Source organism: Thiocystis minor (assembly GCF_016653465.1).
Classification (GTDB): Bacteria; Pseudomonadota; Gammaproteobacteria; order Chromatiales; family Chromatiaceae; genus Chromatium; species Chromatium minus.
In genome coordinates this window covers 1-16506 of the sequence record NZ_NHSQ01000118.1, presented here as the reverse complement: position 1 = coordinate 16506, position 16506 = coordinate 1, and the positions used below count along the sequence as shown (strand labels likewise).

Sequence of the window (16506 nt, the reverse complement as noted above, 5' to 3'; positions counted from 1 at the left end):
CACGGTTTGATGAGGGAGGGCTGGTATCCTGTGACTACGATTCGGCTCGTGAGGCACCGCCAAACGAAAGGGGCGGCAACAGATAGGCCGGATCTACGGACACGGGATGCCTGCTCTCTACTCTACCAAGAATTTTTGAACCTTAAACCTATTGTTAGGAAGCTGCATAATAGTCAAATGCCTTTTTTTAGAAGCAATCCATATTCTCAATGGGATTTTGATGTGATTTTTACTTTAATTCGTTATCATAAAGCTTATTATATTCTTAAAAATAACAAAAGGCTGCCACGTAAAGGTTTCTTTGAGGAGTTGTTTTTTCTTCCAGAAGAACTGCAACGGGAATTTCTAGAGAGAAAAAAGAAAGCAACAGATAAGACTCCCTACCACAAAGCTGATCGTACTTTAGAATTACAGAGGTTTTGGGAATTTCTTCACCATGAATAGTAGTATTTTTTGTTTAACCTATTAAGTGAAACCATCTGGCTCAAATCTTACAATCAAGCATTAGCCTAACAAGTAGAGCTGCACCGAATAATTTTGTTATAAAAATCAGTTATTTGCTTAATTTTCAGTGGTCTTAGATGCGCGACTTTGACGTAAAACCAAATTATGGGCTATTTTCCGCTGGATCTAAGGATTTGAAAGCCCATTATTTTCAATTACTTAACATCTGGCAAAACGCTAGTAGTTAAAGAGCGGACTCCGCGGACGGCGCGGCGCTTATTCTGTTACGTCGTGCCAGCGGGGCCGCTTACCTCTTCGTTAGAGCGATCAAGGAGCATACGATGACCAAGTATCACGTCGCATTTTCTTTTGCCGGCGAGGATCGCGACTACGTGGAGCGCGTCGCGAACCTGCTGCGGTCTGAGGAAGTGGACGTTTTCTATGACAATTTTGAGGAGGCCGATCTGTGGGGAAAGAATCTCTACACGCACTTATCTGACGTGTATCAGAATAAGGCTCTATTCACTGTAATATTTATCTCGGAAGCGTACAAAAAGAAACTGTGGACAAATCACGAGCGCGAGAGCGCCCAAGCCCGCGCTTTTTCTGAAAGTAGAGAGTACATACTTCCTGCGTTTTTTGATGAATCAGTCGAAGTGCCCGGCTTGTTGAGAACTACGGGATATGTATCACTTAAGAACAAAACCCCTGAGGAACTAGCTTCTCTAATAATTCAGAAGCTAGAAAAATCAGGCGTTACACGATCTCAGAAAATCTCTTACTCAGATGTTGTAAAAGCTGACGTTGACTACCCTCTTTCGAACGGTCAACCGGTAAGCGAAATCGTCCGCGATCTCAGGATATATACGTGGAGCGTTCAGAATCCCGCTATAAATAGGCTGCTTGGACTAGATTGGTCAAAGATCAGCACCGATGAAGCATTTATCCTCGGAAGGAATCTTTACCAAACCGCCTGCGGCAATGAGCGTAAAGCGGCAGCAGTCTTGGACGACCTGCGCAGAGAGCTTGCAGCAATTCCTGAAGACCGCGCACTTGACCTCCTCAACGGCATGTTCTTTGAGGTGTATTTTAATTCTGCCGGTGAGTTCCGTGGGCGGGAACTGAAGAACCGCTGTCTTTCAAAGCTGCTGGCGCTTCAAACTGTCACTAAATTTGCCGCTTCCATCGCATTTATTCGCCGCGCGCTCGAACCGTATCGTAAGAGCATTCTTTTTATGCCAAGCATCGACCCTGCGATTGTCGAAGTTGATCTCTCAATAAGCAAGGCTGACCCTTCTACGCTGAGGACCCTGAAGGTGAACGACCGAGATCTTCTAACGACAAATTCCGACGACGAAAACTTAGATCCTCACCTCTGGAGATTGTCTCTTCAAAACTTCACGCTCTCGAAGTTACGACAGTTACTTTCCAATTCCTGGGGCTTACCTCCAGGGCAACTCCAGATCAAGTGCCTGCTGGACATTGATGTAATGGCAAAGATACGTCTTCCTCCGGGCGCAAGCATTGTGAGGCCAGTCGAGTAATAACCGCTCTCACAAAAAGAGGGCCGTAGGATGCGGTTCCTCACGTCGCCGCATCCTACGGCCCTCCTCCCATTGCGCCTAAGCGCGGAGCTAAATAGTTGAGGCAAGATGAGCCCAACCATTTTTCGTGAACGAGGCTTTCGCTTCTATTTCTTCTCTCGGGAGGAATCGAGAATGCACGTTCATGTCTATCACGCCGATGGCGAGGCAAAATTCTGGCTTGAACCTAGTCTTGAATTAGCCCAAAACATTGGTCTATCCGCGAAGGAGTTGCGTGAGGCAGAAGGTTTGGCGCGATCACATGAACAGGAGAGACGCGATGCTTGGCGCAAGCATTTCCCAGGTTGAAGTTTCGACGATTTCCCGGCAGGGTTTTTCGCTTCTTCTCGATCAAGAGGAGGAATTATTTGTGCCTTTTTCAGAATTCCCCTGGTTTCGCGCAGCTCCTGTTGAACAGATCTTTCATGTGGAGCGTCCTCAATCTCGCCATCTGTTTTGGCCTGAGTTGGACATCGACTTACATGTGGACTCGATACGCCACCCGGAACAGTTTCCACTGATTGCGCGCCGGCCTTGATCCTCGTTCCGGCCATCGGCGATCCCGGAAACGACCCGAATGCCGACGACACGCTGAAACGTTAAAACCTGCTCCCACGCCCAGGCGTAGAGCCAGATAAAACCATTGACCACTAAACGACGACACTTATGAGCATCAAAGAATATCGCACCGCAGTCGAAGCCCGTGGCGGACTGCTGGTGGTCAAGAACACCCCCGCCGTGGCGTTCGGCGACCGGGTTCAGGTCGAGGATCACAGCGGTCAGATCCGCAACGGTCAGGTCATCCGCGCGGCGGATAACGAGGTGCTGATCCTGATCTTCGAGGGCACCGACGATCTGGATCTGGAAAACACCTGGATTCGCTTCCTGGATGAACCGATCGAGATCGCGCTCTCCCCCGAAATCCTCGGGCGCGAGTTCAACGGACTCGGCGTGCCCCGCGACGGGCGCCCGCCGGTGCTGTCGAGTCTGCGCCGTCCGGTCAGCGGGTCGGCCATCAATCCGGCCGCGCGCACCTATCCGCGCGAATTCATCCAGACCGGCATCTCGACCATTGACGGGCTGAACAGTCTGGTGCGCGGTCAGAAGCTGCCGATCTTCTCGGGTTCCGGTCTGCCGCATAACCGGCTCGCCGCCCAGATCGTGCGTCAGGCCAAGCTGAAGGATCAGGACAGCAGTTTCTCGATCGTCTTCGCCGCCATGGGCGTGTCCTACGCGGACGCCAAATTCTTCCGCGACGAATTCGCCAACTCGGGCGTGCTGCGCAACGTGGTGATGTTCGTCAATCTGGCCGACGATCCGCCGGTGGAACGGCTCACCCTGCCCCGCACCGCGCTGACCGCCGCCGAATATCTGGCCTATGACCTGGATCGTCATGTGCTGGTGGTGCTGACCGACATGACCAACTATGCCGAGGCGCTGCGCGAGGTCGCGACCGCCAAGGGCGACGTGCCGGCGCGCAAGGGCTATCCGGGCTATCTCTATTCGGACCTAGCCGAACTCTACGAACGCTGCGGACGCATCCACGAGCGGCATGGCTCGATCACCATGATGCCGGTGGTGTCGATGCCATCGGACGACATCACGCACCCGATCCCGGACCTGACCGGCTATATCACCGAGGGTCAGATCGTGCTGTCGCGCGAACTGCACAATCAGGGGATCTATCCGCCGGTGCATATCTCGCCGAGTCTGTCCCGCTTGATGAAGGACGGCATCGGCAAGGACGACACCCGCGAGGATCACCCGCGGGTCGCCGCCCAGCTTTATGCGCTCTATGCCCGTGCGCAGGAGACGCGCAACCTCGCCTCCATCATCGGCGCGGATGAACTCTCCGAGCGCGACCGTCGCTATCTGAGCTTCGCCGACGCCTTCGACCAGCGCTTCGTCGGTCAGGGCGAGTCCGAGGACCGTTCGATCGAGGCCACGCTGAATCTGGCCTGGGAGCTGATGAGCAGCTTCCCGAGGGACACGCTGACCCGGTTGAAGGAGACGGATCTGGCCAAGCATTATCAGGGGAGCGATTAGCGCGGCTGGTTGCCGAAAAAACGGCTATCATTTCGCCATCTTCATTGTCGGCGCGAGGGTTGACGCCATGGCGCTTGCATTCAAAACAGTCGTTACGCCAGCGGTCGTCGCTTTTTATGAGAGCGATTATTATCTCTGGCTGATCGAAAATGCGAACCTGTTGCGCACTGGGCGCGTCTCGGAGGCAGATCTCGACAGGATCGCCGAGGAATTGGAGGATATGGGACGGAGCGAGCGGCGTGCCCTTGCTAGCCACATCAGCGTACTGGTGTCACACCTGCTCAAGTGGCAGTTCCAGTCGAGCCACTGCAGCAGCAGTTGGCGTGGATCGATCCAGAATGCACGGAGTTCAATTCAGGATCTGTTGGAAGAAAGTCCAAGTTTGCGCAACCAACTCGCCCCTCTTGTCGTCAGTAAATACCCGAATGCTCGTTTCAACGCCGCAAACGAGACCAACCTGCCTGAATCGACCTTTCCCGACGACTGCCCCTACCGTCTGGAAGATCTGTTGAACTTCGATTTCTGGCCGGATTGAACTGCGTCCGCGCCCAATTCGCCAATCGATCGCCATGCCTCGGGAACCTGACCACGGAATCACCTGCGAAACCTGCGATGCGGCCTGCTGCCGCTTGGAGGTTTTGTGCCTAACCGAGACCGGCGTCCCGCAATGCTTCACCAGACGGGACGCCTGGGGTGGCACGGTCATGGATCGACTGGACGACGGCTGGTGCGCGGCGCTGGACCGCGACAGTCTGCGGTGCCGTATCTATGCATGGCGACCGCTAGTGTGTCGCGAATTCGAGATGGGCGGGCCTGACTGCCGGATTGAACGCGGAATAGCCGAGTAGCACTGAAATCCTGTCAATGTCGAACAATCCTGTCCCTACCCTCCTTCAATCGCAGCACCTATCGCATCGAGACCACGCATGGCCCAACAACTGATCAAGGTTCCACCGACCAAAAACACCCTGCTCAAGCTGAAAAAGCAGGTGAAATTTCTGGAAGAAGGCCATGACCTGCTGGAACGCAAGCGCGAGCTGCTCACCCGTCTGGTCTATGAGCGCATCGGCGAATACCGCCAGCTCCGCGAGACCGCCGAACAGGCGCTTGCCGCGGCCTATCGCTGTCTCTCCATCACCCATCTGCGCATGGGCAGCCGCGGGATACATCAGGCGGCACTGGGCGCCGAACCGGCCCTGAAGGTAGACATCCTGCCCCGCCGCGCGCTGGGCGTGGAATATCCGGCGGTGACCAGCGAGCGTGTTCCCTTGAAGCCGGTCGGCCTCTTGGGAACCGACGTCAGTTTCGACTCCACCCGCGACCATCTGGCCAATGCCGCCGTGCTGCTCGCGCGTCTCGCCGAGGTCGAGATTGCGCTGCATCGATTGCTGGAAGAACAGCGCAAGGCGCAAAAGCGGGTCAATGCGCTCAAATACAATATCATCCCGCTCTACCGACGGACGATCCATTTCATTCAGTCGTCGCTAGAGGAGGAGGAGCGCAACACGCTGTTTCAGGTGAAGCTGTTGCGGCAGCGGGCGGAGGCGGCTGCCTAAGGTTCTGAGTTGAGGTCGAGAGGCCGTCCAGAAGCCTATCCACCAGACTCTGGCCCCGGCATCGACGCCGGATGTAGCAATCCACAAAGATGCGAGAGAACCAATGGCCGATTGCGAATGCTTGAGCGGATGTCCTTTCTTCAATGACAAGATGGCGAATATGCCTGCCATGGCCGCCTCGTATAAAAAGCGTTACTGCCATAACGAGTATGCGACCTGCGGCAGATACATGGTCTTCAAGGCGCTTGGTAAGGCGAAAGTTCCCGCGGATATGTTTCCAAATCAAGAGGAGAGAGCACGCACAATCATCGCAGGGGGTTAATCCACACCCGCATGAGCGGTGCGATTCTCGAACATGGCCCGTTCAGCCCATTGAACGAGAGCCAAGGTTCGCATCGACCAGCCGGTCCAGCATCCCAAACAGCGCCCCATTGATCAGCGCGTAATCGTCCGCGTCTGCCGAGAGCAGACGTTGCGCGCTTTGCACAGAGGCCGCGGGCTGAAGCTCGTCGGCGCAATTCGCGACGATGTCAGCGACGCTTCGGGGCGTGGATTCCAGATGACATTGCAGTCCGAGCACGCGCCCGTCGTAGAGAAAAACCTGTTGCTCGCAGACGTCGCTACGGGCGAGATGGACGGCTCCAGGCGGCAGTTCGAAGGTGTCGCCATGCCAGTGAAACACCTGAATCCGGGGCGGCAGAAAACCGACGATTGACGATGCCTGTCCCGCGTCGGTGAATTCGATGGGGAACCAGCCGATCTCCTTCTCCGGGTTGCGATAGACCCGCGCACCCAGCACGGCGGCAATCAACTGAGCGCCAAGACAGACGCCGACAACGGTTTTGCCGATGGCGATGGTCTCGCCGATCAAGCGTTTTTCGTCGACAAGCCAGGGATAATCGATGTCATCCTGGACGCCCATCGGACCGCCCATGACGACCAGCCAATCGAACCCGGTTGGATCGGGCAGAGCCTTCCCCGCATACGCCGGCGTTAGCGTCAACGCGTGGCCTCGCGCTTTCGCCCAATCGGCAATGCCGGCCGGACCTTCGAAGGGAACGTGCGTGAGAGCGTGAATGCGCATCGGTGAATTTTCCTCTCCCGTGTTCACTGAATGGGTCGGACTGGCGATCAAGACCCGCCTTAATTGTTTGGAATCGCCCCGTTTTACGCCGTCCAGCTTTCCACGTCGGCCAAGGCGTCATCCATGACATCCAGCAGATCCGCGTCGGCCAGGTCTGCCTTGGCGGCGAGCCACGATTGACGGCGACAGTCCAGCAGAATCGACGCTGTCAATCCGGACATCGCCTTAAGGCGTCCCCTGCCCGATCCGCTCCAGCCGACTCTTCGCAAGACGCGCCTCGGTGCTGTTGGGATAGCGTGTGACGACCTGTTCCAGCGAGACCTTCGCCTGATCATAGGCTTGCTGATCGTATTGGATATAGCCGATCTTGAGCATGGCCGCCGGCGCTTTGGGACTGGTCGGATTGAGTTGTACCAGCCGATCGAATTCAGCCAGGGCGGCGGGATAGTTCCGCTGGACATAATAGGTCTCGCCAAGCCAGTACCGGCCATTGTCCGTGAACTCGCCCTGCGGATAGCGACGCAGCAGGTCGTTGAAGGCGTCCTTGGCCTCGTCGTATTTGCGGTCTTTCAACAATGAAAAGGCCGTGCTGTAGGCATCCCGTTCGCTCCCGCCGAAGGTCTCGGGTTGCGGCAGCGAGGGAATGCCGACAGGTCCGGCGGTGATTTGCGACGCGGGATCGGGCGCGGGCGCGACAGTTTCGACCGGCGGTTGCAGGTCGCCGCCGCTGGCGTCGATCACACCCTCGGGCAGTGTCGGTTGCTGGCCGCCGCCTCCCGGTGTCACCCCTTGCGGATCGGCGCGACCCGCGTTCAGTCGGGAGTCGATGTCGAGATACTGGTCGCGCTGCTGACGCTGGAGTTTGTCGATCTCGAAGCGTTGCGTTTCGAGCATGCCGCGCAGTTCCTGCATCTCCATTTGCAGGCGCTGCACTTGCAGCAGTAGCTCCGAACCGCTTTGATTTTCCAGGATCCGCTCTAGACGCCCCACGCGCCCTTCGAGTAGCGAGGGCTCTGCGGCGAAGGCACCGGACTGGAATGCCACGAGACAGGCGCCAGCGAGAAACGGCAGAATCGAGTGGTGTTTCACGGTCGGGTTTCCTCAATATTGAATGATGACGCGACGATTGGCGCGCCAGGACGGTTCGCCGTGCCCCGGATCGGCGGGGCGCTCCTCGCCATAGCTCAGGGTGGACATCCGGTCCGGCGGAACGCCCTCGGCGAGCAGGAATCGACGCACGGCATCGGCACGCTGATCGCCAAGCGACAGGTTGTATTCGCGGGTGCCGTGTTCGTCGGTGTGGCCCTCCAGCGTCACGCGGCGACCCGCGTTGGTGCCTAGATAGGTCGCGTGGGTGCGCATCAGGGGAATGAACTCTGGTTTGATGTCGACCGCGTCATAGTCGAAATAGATGGTTCGGCGATACAGCGGATTGGATGGGTCTTCCCAGGGACCGGCATAGGTAGGTCGGGTGGGTTCAACGGTCCTGGCGACTTCCGGCACGACGGGCGCGGTGATCTGGGCCGCCGCGGAGGCGTCTGAGACTGTCCGTTGGGGAGGCGTCGAGCAGCCACCAAGGGTCAGAATGGCGGTCAGACCAGCGCACGGGAGCGCGATCCAGGAGAAAACGTGGTGCGGAGAGCGTGTCATGATGCCGCGTGATCCTTTAGGTGATTTCCGGAACAGACTTTACCGATTTTCCGTTCGTCCTTCGAGTGCCTCAGGACGAACGGAAAATTTGCAGCCTCGGAGCCTGAAGCCGTTCGTGGTGAGGCAGAAGCCGTTCGTGGTGAGGCACTCGAACCACGAATGGCTTCAGGCGGATCACTAGACAGCCAGATTTTTGGTATGCAATTTTTCGGAAATCGCCTTAGCGGATGAAGGGTGACCAAGCCGGCTCGCGAACCTGACCCGAGTCCTGGGAGAGTCGCTGATTGCCGCCGCCTTCCACGGACGCGGCGGCCAGCACCCCGCGGCCGCCATGAATCGTCGCATAGATCACCATGCTGCCGTTCGGCGCGAAACTCGGCGATTCGTCCAGCGTGCCGTTGCTGAGCAGTCGGGTCATGCCGCGTTCGGTATCCAGCACCCCGATGCGAAAGTCCCCATTGATCCGCGTCACCATCGCGACCGAACGGCCATCCGGCGAATAGGAGGCGCGTGCATTGTAATCGCCATCGATGCTGATCCGTTCGGCGGCGCCGCCCGTGGCGGGCATACGATAGATCTGCGGACTGCCGCCCCGGTTGCTGGTGAAGATCAGATGACGGCCATCCGGCGACCAGGCGGGTTCGGTGTCGATCGCGAAATGGTCGGTGAGTCGGATGAGTTCCCGGCTCAGGAGATTCAGCACGTAAATCTCCGAGTTACCGTCTTTCGAGAGCGTCATGGCGAGTCGCTGCCCCTCCGGCGAGAAAGCCGGCGAACCGTTGATGCCGGGATAGCTGGCGACCAGATCGCGCCGGCCGCTGTTCAGATCCTGCACATAGATGGCGGCGCGCCGGTTCTCGAACGACACATAGGCAATGCGCTGGCCATCCGGCGACCAGGCCGGCGACAGAATGGGCTCGGCGGAAGAGACGATGGTCTGGGGGCTATCGCCGTCCGCGTCCGCAATCCGCAGGGTCACGGTCTGATTGTCGACGCTCCCGCTGGAGGTGACATAGGCGATGCGGGTCGCGGCCACGCCCGGCTGGCGGGTCAGCTTCTCGTAGATGAGATCGGCGATGAGATGCGCGGTGTGACGCAGCCCGGTCTTGCTGCCAACGAGCGTGGTGCTGGCCAATTCGTTGCCGCGCAAGACATCGTAGAGGCTGATGCTGACGCGAAAACCGGTACCCTCGGGCTCGATCTGCCCGATGACCAGACTGTTCATCCCGAGCAGACTCCAGTCACGCAGATCCACCGCCTCGCGGGTGGTCGGCATGTCGAGCATGTCGCGCGTCGGCATCGGCTTGAATTTGCCGGTGCGGGCCAGATCGGCGCTGATGACGGCGGCGATGTCGACCGGCGGAATCAGGCCCTCGGAGACGCCGAAGGGGACGATGGCGATGGGCTGCGCGGCCTCGACGCCGCCGGTGATTTCGATGTTGAGCCGGGGCGCGGCCAGACCGACGCTAGCCCCGGTCAGACTCAGGACGAAGGCGAGAACGATGAGCGGCAAGCGCTGATATCTGCTCATGATGAGATGTCCCTGTTAAGGCGAAAAGGTGAGATCGAACTCCCGGAAGCGTTCAAACGGCGGACCGGAGGGCACGGGTAACGGCGAGGCGTTATAGATCGCGGCGATCACGGATTGATCGAATGACGTGTTGCCGCTGCTCTTGATCACACGCACGCTGTTCGGCATCACGTCGCCGCCGGGAATCAGGCGTGCCGAGACGACCGTGACCAGATCGCGATCCGTCGCGGGCGGGCGGGTCCAGAACTGACGGACCCGGTCGCGGATCACCGGAACGTAGCGGTCGGCCTCACGCGCGAGTTGCTCGGAGGCCAGCGCGGACAGCAGGTCTTCCTCGCGCGTGCGCTGCGACTCCTCGGCCGTCTCCTGGCGCGCGCTTCGTTCGGCATCGGCATTGGCGCGCGCCTGCTGGGCGATCTCCTCGGCGAGCCGGCGCTCCTCTTGCTCGGCCATGCGCGCGGCCTCCCAGGCAATCCGCTCTTGGCGCGCAGCCTCTGCGGCCCGGCGCTCTCGTTCGCGTTCGGCCTGACGACGCGCCAATTCGGCGGCCTCCCGAAGACGCTCCCGTTCGGACGCCATTTCGCGCGCCGCCTCCTCGGCGAGACGCTGTTCCTCTTGGGCACGCGCGTGGGCCTCCTCGGCGAGACGCTCCTCTTCGGCCTGCCGGCGCGCAAGCGCCTCGGCTTGGCGTCTGGCTTCCGCCTCGGCCACGCGGCGCGCCTCGATGGCTTCTTGCCGGGCCGCTTCCGCCCGACGCTCGGCGTCCCGCGCCGCCTGACGGCGCGCGGTCTCCTGGGCCTGACGTTGCGCATCTAACTCCGCCTGACGCTGGGCCTCGCGTTGCTCGGCTTCGCGCGCCTGACGTTGCGCCTCCAATTCCGCCTGACGTTGCGCGGCCTGTTCGGCCGCGCGCAGGGCGTTCTCTTCCGCTTCGCGTCGGGCCTGTTCCTCGGCCTGACGCTCGGCCGCGCGTTCCGCCTGCCGGACGGTCTCGGACGCCTCCGCGCGTTGCGCCTCGGCCTGACGCGCCGCCTCCGCTTCGCCCGCGCGCGCCTCCTCCGTCAATGCCGAATCGGCCGCGCGCTTGGCATCGCTGGGCTGGATATCGGCCACCATGGATTCGAGCGCGCGATCTGACACGATGCTGGCCAGGACGACCTTGGATCGGCTGCCGGCATCGACCGTGGGCCGCGTGAACTGGGCACTGACGAAAAACAGCAGCCCGAAGAGCAGATGCAGCCCCAGCGACCAGTACAAGGCCCGAGGATTGCGCCGCAGGATCTGCCACATGACTAAGGCTCGCGACGCTCCGGCGGCACGGTGATCAACCCCACCTCCGGCGCGCCCGCCTTCTGTGCGATCGCCATGACCCGCACCACCCGACCATAATCCACGCGATGATCCGCCCGCACCAGAACCGGCGTCTCCGGTTTGTAGTCGAGCACGACGCGCACCCGATCATAGAGAATCTGATCGCTCGCCGGCTGATGCTTATCCTTGCCGACATCGATGTAATAGTCGCCGAACTCATCCACGGTGATGACCACCGATTCGATGGTCGGGCTGGCGAGTCCGCCGGTCTTTTCCTGGGGCAGATTGACCTTGACCCCCATGGTGATCAGGGGCGCGGTGACCATGAAGATCACCAGCAGCACCAGCATCACGTCGATGTAGGGCACGACATTGATCTCGGCCATGAGCCGGCGGCGGTTGCGACTGCGCTTGTGCTTGATCATGGCGTCGAGGCTCCCCGCACCTCAGCCCCGCCCCTGACGCTGGAGCAGGGTCGCGAATTCTTCCATGAATTCCTCGTAACGGTTGTTGAGCCGCTCGACCTGATTGGCATAGCGGTTATAGGCGACGACCGCCGGAATGGCCGCGAACAAACCGATGGCGGTGGCGACCAGCGCCTCGGAGATACCGGGCGCGACCAGCGCCAGGGTCGCCTGTTCGACGTTGCCGAGCGCGTGAAACGCCTGCATGATGCCCCAGACGGTGCCGAACAGACCGATATAGGGGCTGGTGGAACCGACCGTGGCCAAAAAGGCGAGATTGGTTTCCAGCCGATCCATCTCACGGCTCAAGGCAACGCGCATGGAGCGTTCGGCCCCTTGCAGGATCGCCATCATGTCGTTGCCCTCGACCTTGCGCATGCGCACGTATTCCTTGAATCCGGCGCGAAAAATGGCGGCCAGCCCCCGGTTGCCCTTCTCGTCCTGACCCAGTTCCTGATAGAGCGCGCTGAGATCGCCGCCGGACCAGAACCGCTCCTCGAAGGCCAGTGCCGTTTTGCGGGCCTTCGCGAGGATGCGGCCGCGATCCAGGATCATGGTCCAGGAGATGACGGACGCCGCCAGCAGGACCAGCAGCACCAACTGGACGACGAGGCTGGCATGCAGGATCAGATTCAGCAGCGACAGATCGGTGGTCATGACGTGGTTACTCCGTGGAGGCCGGCGACGGGCGGCCGGTTCCAGCTAAAATTCCGGACACGAGCGCGGCCGGCAGACGGCGGGGGCGCAAGGTGCCGGCATCGATACAGGCGACGTTCACGGTTCCCCGGCAACAGAGTGCGCCATCCGCGTCGCGAAGGATCTCCTGCGCGAAGGTCAGACTGGCGCCGCCGATGTGCGCGAGGGCGGAGCGCACCGTCAGCAGATCATTGAACAGCGCCGGCGTCCGATAGTCGAGTTCCACCCGCCGCACCGTGAACAGAATGCCCTCGTCCCGGCGCAGCGCATCCTGCTCATAGCCCAGTGCGCGCAGCCACTCGGTGCGGCCCCGCTCCAGGAAACGCAGATAATTGGCATAAAAGACCACGCCGGCCGCGTCCGTATCCTCGTAATAGATACGCACGGGCCAATCGAAGGTTGCCTTGGGATCGTCGCGGGATGTCGGCATCTTGTCGATAAAGCGGATTGGCTCGCTCAAAAGTTGTTGAGTTTAGCGGAAACGGCTGGTTCAGGCATCTTGTCCCTGGGAGCGCCGACTTGTAGTTGGCTCCTGGGGTAGTCGACATGTTGTCGACTGGCATGCAGGAAGACGTTGTTCGACTACAAGTCGGCGCTTCCAGAAGCGGTCCTATGGGTGATGACGGAGCGGTCAGAATACAGGTACGCTAAAGACATTGCTCACGCTCCTGGCAGCGACGTCTCACCCAGCGCGTGTTTCGCGGACACGCGGCATCACACAGAGAGAAAACACCATGAGCACGATCGTCCTCGACACGCTTCGCGAATCGGAATTGAGACTGGAAGTCCGCATTGCCGAAGCGAAGGCGGAATTAACCCGTTGGGTCATCGGCGCGGGCGTCCTGCAGACCACCGTCATTATTGGCGTCCTGATGAAAGTGGCGAAGATGATTTAGGTGGTCCGCACAAGCTTGTCCAAACATCCCGCTTCCACGCATTCAGGAAACCACCATGTCACGTCTCTCTTTTCTCCAGGGCAAACGCGGCGAATATCTCGTCGTGCTCCAATTCGTGCTCTTCTTCGTCTTTGTGATGATGCCTGCCTGGAATCCACTCGCGACGCCGGCCCTGCTCGACACCCTGGCCATTGCGCGCGGGACCGCACTCGTCCTGCTGGGACTCTTCGCGCTACTGCTCGGCGGTCTGGGCTCGGTCCACATCCGGGATTATCTTACTCCCCTACCCTATCCGGTCGACCACAGTCAGTTGGTTCAGCATGGCGTCTACAATTGGGTGCGACATCCGCTGTACGCTAGCCAACTCTTTGCCGCACTGGGCTGGACGCTCTACAGCCTGAGCCTCACGCATCTGTTGATTCTGGTCGTCGGCTTTTTCTTTTTCGATTACAAGGCAAGAAAGGAAGAAGGCTGGCTCACGGAACGTCACCCCGAATATGCGGACTATGCGCGGCGAGTCAGGAAATTTATCCCTTGGCTTTATTAAGCCAACATTTTCGGTGAGCCATGCCATGGAATTGAAGCACTACTCTCCAAACACCGATCGCGATCAAATTCGGTCGATCTGGTCAGAACTGTTTCAACCAGATTGCCATTCCTATTTTCTATCCTGGGGATGGATTGAAACCTGGCTGGATACAATACCGAAAGACACGCCATTAACCTTGCTCGTCGCGTACAGAAACGAGCAGGCGAGCATCGCATTTTTTATCGGAGGACCACGCTGGCGTCGCCGAACCATTTTTCCGGTACGGTCGATCACGTTGAACGCGACAGGCCAATCGGAACTTGACCGACTCTGCATCGAATACAATTCCATCCTGCATCGCGATGATGTCGCAACCGACCTCCTGGAATTGCTCTCGGCGATCCGCCTCGAATGGCACTCGTTCACGTTGCCCGGCCTCGATGTCAAACGTTTTCCAGGCTGTGCGCTAACGAACGAAGTTGCCGGGTATTCCGTAGCGCTCCTGCGAGAAGAGCCTTCGTATTTCGTCGACCTGGAGAAAGTCCGGCAAGCGGAAGGCGGTTATCTTACTCAGTTGAAAAGCAACAACCGTTATCAATTGCGAAAGGCAAGACGCTACTATGAACAAGCTGGCTCAATCAGGACAGAAAAAGCCGAAAGCATCACCGATGCCATCGCGTTTTATGATGAACTGATCCAGCTCAATACGAAAAACTGGTCAGAGCGACAGCAGGACAGCGCCTTTGACTCGGCCTATTTCAGGGGCTTTCACCGTGAACTCATCAAGCGTCGATTTTCCACTGGAGAAATTCAGCTCTTAAAAGTGACATGCGCGGAAAAAACAGTTGGCATTCTCTATAATTTCGTGATGAATAAGCATGTTTACTTTTATCAGTGCGGCTTTCGCTACGATCAGGATACAGCCGCAAAACCCGGCCTCATCACGCATTGGGAGGCAGTAGAATACAACGTCAACCAATCCAACAATCGCTATGATTTCCTTGCTGGCGATGCACAATACAAGCGAAGCCTTTCCACTGATTTCAACCTGCTCCGCTGGATCGAGATTGCCGATAATACTGGATTATCCAAATGGATTAACACGCTTGAGAGAGGCGCGCAGAAGATCGTGAAACGGATCAGGAAGGGCAGGAACCAGTAACCCGGATCTGATCCAGATAACATCTCGCAACGGCTTCTGGCGAATAATTTTCTGTCACAAAATGCCGCGCGCGAGTCCCGGTTTCATGGTGGAGAGCGGTGTCCTCCAGGTATTTTTCGATCGCCAACACCATTTCCTCAAAATTCTTGGGGCAGGAACCGAGATCGAGCCGTTGATTCAAGCCATCTGGATCGAAATATGAAATCACTGGAAGCCGAGATGCCCAAGCCTGGAGGATCGAGTTAGGAAAACCTTCGATCTCGGAGGTATTGATCAGAATGCGAGACCGCAGGAAGTACTCTGTCACTGACTTGTAGGGAACCGCGCCGACCATTTCGAGGTTCGGAATCTCGCGCGCCTGAGTCGCGATCTCCCGATAAAAATCTTCATTTCCGGGAACCGGCCCGCCGACCATCACGAAACGGTGCTGCGTCAGACGCTTTGCGAGTTGCAGTACTTGCTGTGGGCGTTTAAGGGGACGAAAATTGTTAACCCACAGGACATCGATATCGATCTGTCGATCATCAGAGAAATGCGGAATCTCGACAGCCATATTGACCAGCCCGCTCGACCGATTGAACGAGTCCATGAGCAGCGATGCCTGATGGTGACTTTGCGCAGCCACGAAATCCGCTCCCTTCAATCCATATCGATATAAAGCGCGATCTCTGCCATAGTGAATCAAGGGAAGTTCTGGAATGCAGTCCGCATCGCTGGCGACTCGATATATGAATGAGCGATCGTTTCTTCTGCAATACCATGACACCAAACCGGTCAAGGCGCCAGAGCAGGACTGGTAGTAGATGTCGCTCTTCGCCTTTCGCAAAGCCGCGATGATGGATGTTGCCTTTGGGTGAAGAAATCTGATAATCGGTATGCCGCTATGTTCTCGATAGGATTTCCAGACTCGAATGCCATCGATGACTTCCCCGTCAGGTTGACCATAATCCAGGACGACCATGCTCACATCCAGCCCAAGATCCCTGAAGGCATACGCCAGCAACGTCTGCTGTACGGATTCGCCACCAAAATAGCGCTGACCGAATTCTGGGTTCAGCACTGGATAGTTATCCATACCCACGAAACAGATGGACCTTTGCATACGCACCTCGTCGCTAGGACATGATTGATCGTTTTTAAATATAAACCGAGGCTCAAAACGGTTAGTCTTAAATTTAAATGTATTATCCCACAATATGACTTCATTCATGCTCAATCTGGAAAACGGCTTGTCGATTTCGTCGGCAGTATACTCTAACGCATCCCATTACACACAACTCCCCGTGTGCGGGTAAAATAGGTTTGAGCATTCACGTTCATTGGGGATCGCATGGGCTGGGCAGAAGACGAATTTCGCGGGATCGCTCTGGGCGACGCGCGCCGCGATCGGCGGGTGGTTCAATTGGTGGAGCGTCTGGCCGAGCGACCCACGGCGAGCATTCCGGGCGCGTGTCATGGTTGGGCGGAGACCCAGGCGGCGTATCGCTTTCTGTCCCAGGAGACGTTCGAGTGGATGGATATCCTGGAACCGCATCGCCAATGCACGCGCGAACG

The 16506-nt window shown here is 58.1% G+C and carries 22 protein-coding genes; 12 read left to right on the top strand and 10 right to left on the bottom strand.

Annotation, left to right across the window (positions count from 1 at the left end; all coding sequences use genetic code 11):
* From CCR95_RS16665 to CCR95_RS16630, 8 genes are all read left to right on the top strand, one after another.
* On the top strand, positions 1-444 hold a 444-nt coding region (locus CCR95_RS16665), incomplete at its 5' end, for a hypothetical protein (RefSeq protein WP_207188656.1).
* A gap of 341 nt (positions 445-785) precedes the next feature.
* Positions 786-1988 (top strand): toll/interleukin-1 receptor domain-containing protein, encoded by a 1203-nt coding sequence (locus CCR95_RS16660; protein ID WP_201096295.1) that lies wholly within the window; start codon positions 786-788, stop codon positions 1986-1988.
* Between the two features lie 108 nt (positions 1989-2096).
* Positions 2097-2336 carry a DUF4160 domain-containing protein gene (locus tag CCR95_RS16655; RefSeq protein WP_201096294.1) on the top strand — a complete coding sequence of 80 codons (240 nt, stop codon included), beginning with the start codon at positions 2097-2099 and terminating at the stop codon, positions 2334-2336.
* Complete coding sequence (locus tag CCR95_RS16650; RefSeq protein WP_201096291.1) at positions 2308-2565, top strand: DUF2442 domain-containing protein; 258 nt, start codon at positions 2308-2310, stop codon at positions 2563-2565. Before CCR95_RS16655 ends, CCR95_RS16650 begins: the two co-directional genes overlap by 29 nt.
* 128 nt (positions 2566-2693) lie before the next feature.
* Positions 2694-4073, top strand: a complete 1380-nt coding sequence (locus tag CCR95_RS16645; protein ID WP_201096289.1) for a V-type ATP synthase subunit B — start codon at positions 2694-2696, stop codon at positions 4071-4073.
* A gap of 67 nt (positions 4074-4140) precedes the next feature.
* Positions 4141-4608: a DUF29 domain-containing protein gene (locus CCR95_RS16640; RefSeq protein ID WP_201096287.1), complete on the top strand. Its 468-nt coding sequence runs from the start codon at positions 4141-4143 to the stop codon at positions 4606-4608.
* Positions 4609-4642: 34 nt separating this feature from the next.
* Entirely contained in the window at positions 4643-4921 is a 279-nt protein-coding gene (locus tag CCR95_RS16635) for a YkgJ family cysteine cluster protein (protein WP_201096285.1), read from the top strand.
* 78 nt (positions 4922-4999) lie between these two features.
* Positions 5000-5629: a V-type ATP synthase subunit D gene (locus CCR95_RS16630; RefSeq protein WP_201096284.1), complete on the top strand. Its 630-nt coding sequence runs from the start codon at positions 5000-5002 to the stop codon at positions 5627-5629.
* 364 nt (positions 5630-5993) lie between these two features.
* Here the strand turns inward: CCR95_RS16630 and CCR95_RS16625 are convergent, their stop codons facing one another.
* From CCR95_RS16625 to ybgC, 9 genes are all read right to left on the bottom strand, one after another.
* Positions 5994-6713, bottom strand: coding sequence for a type 1 glutamine amidotransferase (locus CCR95_RS16625; protein ID WP_201096281.1), 720 nt, complete (start codon positions 6711-6713; stop codon positions 5994-5996).
* Between the two features lie 83 nt (positions 6714-6796).
* Positions 6797-6934: an antitoxin MazE-like protein gene (locus CCR95_RS16620; protein WP_201096278.1), complete on the bottom strand. Its 138-nt coding sequence runs from the start codon at positions 6932-6934 to the stop codon at positions 6797-6799.
* Positions 6935-6938: 4 nt separating this feature from the next.
* A complete protein-coding gene (ybgF, locus tag CCR95_RS16615; RefSeq protein ID WP_201096276.1) occupies positions 6939-7802 on the bottom strand; it encodes a tol-pal system protein YbgF in 864 nt (287 codons plus the stop codon).
* 12 nt (positions 7803-7814) lie between these two features.
* Positions 7815-8363: a peptidoglycan-associated lipoprotein gene (locus CCR95_RS16610; RefSeq protein WP_201096274.1), complete on the bottom strand. Its 549-nt coding sequence runs from the start codon at positions 8361-8363 to the stop codon at positions 7815-7817.
* Positions 8364-8583: 220 nt separating this feature from the next.
* A complete protein-coding gene (gene tolB / locus CCR95_RS16605; RefSeq protein WP_201096272.1) occupies positions 8584-9894 on the bottom strand; it encodes a Tol-Pal system beta propeller repeat protein TolB in 1311 nt (436 codons plus the stop codon).
* 15 nt (positions 9895-9909) lie between these two features.
* Positions 9910-11184 carry a cell envelope integrity protein TolA gene (gene tolA / locus CCR95_RS16600; RefSeq protein ID WP_201096271.1) on the bottom strand — a complete coding sequence of 425 codons (1275 nt, stop codon included), beginning with the start codon at positions 11182-11184 and terminating at the stop codon, positions 9910-9912.
* Between the two features lie 2 nt (positions 11185-11186).
* Complete coding sequence (gene tolR / locus CCR95_RS16595; RefSeq protein ID WP_201096269.1) at positions 11187-11630, bottom strand: protein TolR; 444 nt, start codon at positions 11628-11630, stop codon at positions 11187-11189.
* 21 nt (positions 11631-11651) lie between these two features.
* Positions 11652-12326, bottom strand: a complete 675-nt coding sequence (gene tolQ, locus CCR95_RS16590; RefSeq protein WP_201096268.1) for a protein TolQ — start codon at positions 12324-12326, stop codon at positions 11652-11654.
* A 7-nt stretch (positions 12327-12333) separates the two neighbouring features.
* Positions 12334-12795, bottom strand: a complete 462-nt coding sequence (gene ybgC, locus CCR95_RS16585; RefSeq protein WP_201096264.1) for a tol-pal system-associated acyl-CoA thioesterase — start codon at positions 12793-12795, stop codon at positions 12334-12336.
* 304 nt (positions 12796-13099) lie between these two features.
* Here ybgC and CCR95_RS16580 point away from each other — a divergent pair, with 304 nt between their 5' ends.
* Genes CCR95_RS16580 through CCR95_RS16570 form a run of 3 tightly spaced genes read left to right on the top strand, consistent with a single transcriptional unit; the run spans position 13100 to position 14952 of the window.
* Positions 13100-13261, top strand: coding sequence for a hypothetical protein (locus tag CCR95_RS16580; protein WP_201096306.1), 162 nt, complete (start codon positions 13100-13102; stop codon positions 13259-13261).
* A gap of 55 nt (positions 13262-13316) precedes the next feature.
* A complete protein-coding gene (locus CCR95_RS16575; RefSeq protein WP_201096262.1) occupies positions 13317-13808 on the top strand; it encodes a methyltransferase family protein in 492 nt (163 codons plus the stop codon).
* 25 nt (positions 13809-13833) lie between these two features.
* Positions 13834-14952, top strand: a complete 1119-nt coding sequence (locus CCR95_RS16570; RefSeq protein ID WP_201096260.1) for a GNAT family N-acetyltransferase — start codon at positions 13834-13836, stop codon at positions 14950-14952.
* On the opposite strand, the gene CCR95_RS16565 is transcribed toward CCR95_RS16570, so the two are convergent.
* Positions 14930-16162, bottom strand: coding sequence for a glycosyltransferase family 4 protein (locus CCR95_RS16565; RefSeq protein ID WP_242523294.1), 1233 nt, complete (start codon positions 16160-16162; stop codon positions 14930-14932). The two genes, CCR95_RS16570 and CCR95_RS16565, sit on opposite strands and share 23 nt — an antisense overlap.
* Positions 16163-16282: 120 nt before the next feature.
* Here CCR95_RS16565 and CCR95_RS16560 point away from each other — a divergent pair.
* Positions 16283-16506 (top strand): IS4/Tn5 family transposase DNA-binding protein (locus CCR95_RS16560; RefSeq protein WP_201096259.1); only part of this gene is annotated, 224 nt, incomplete at its 3' end.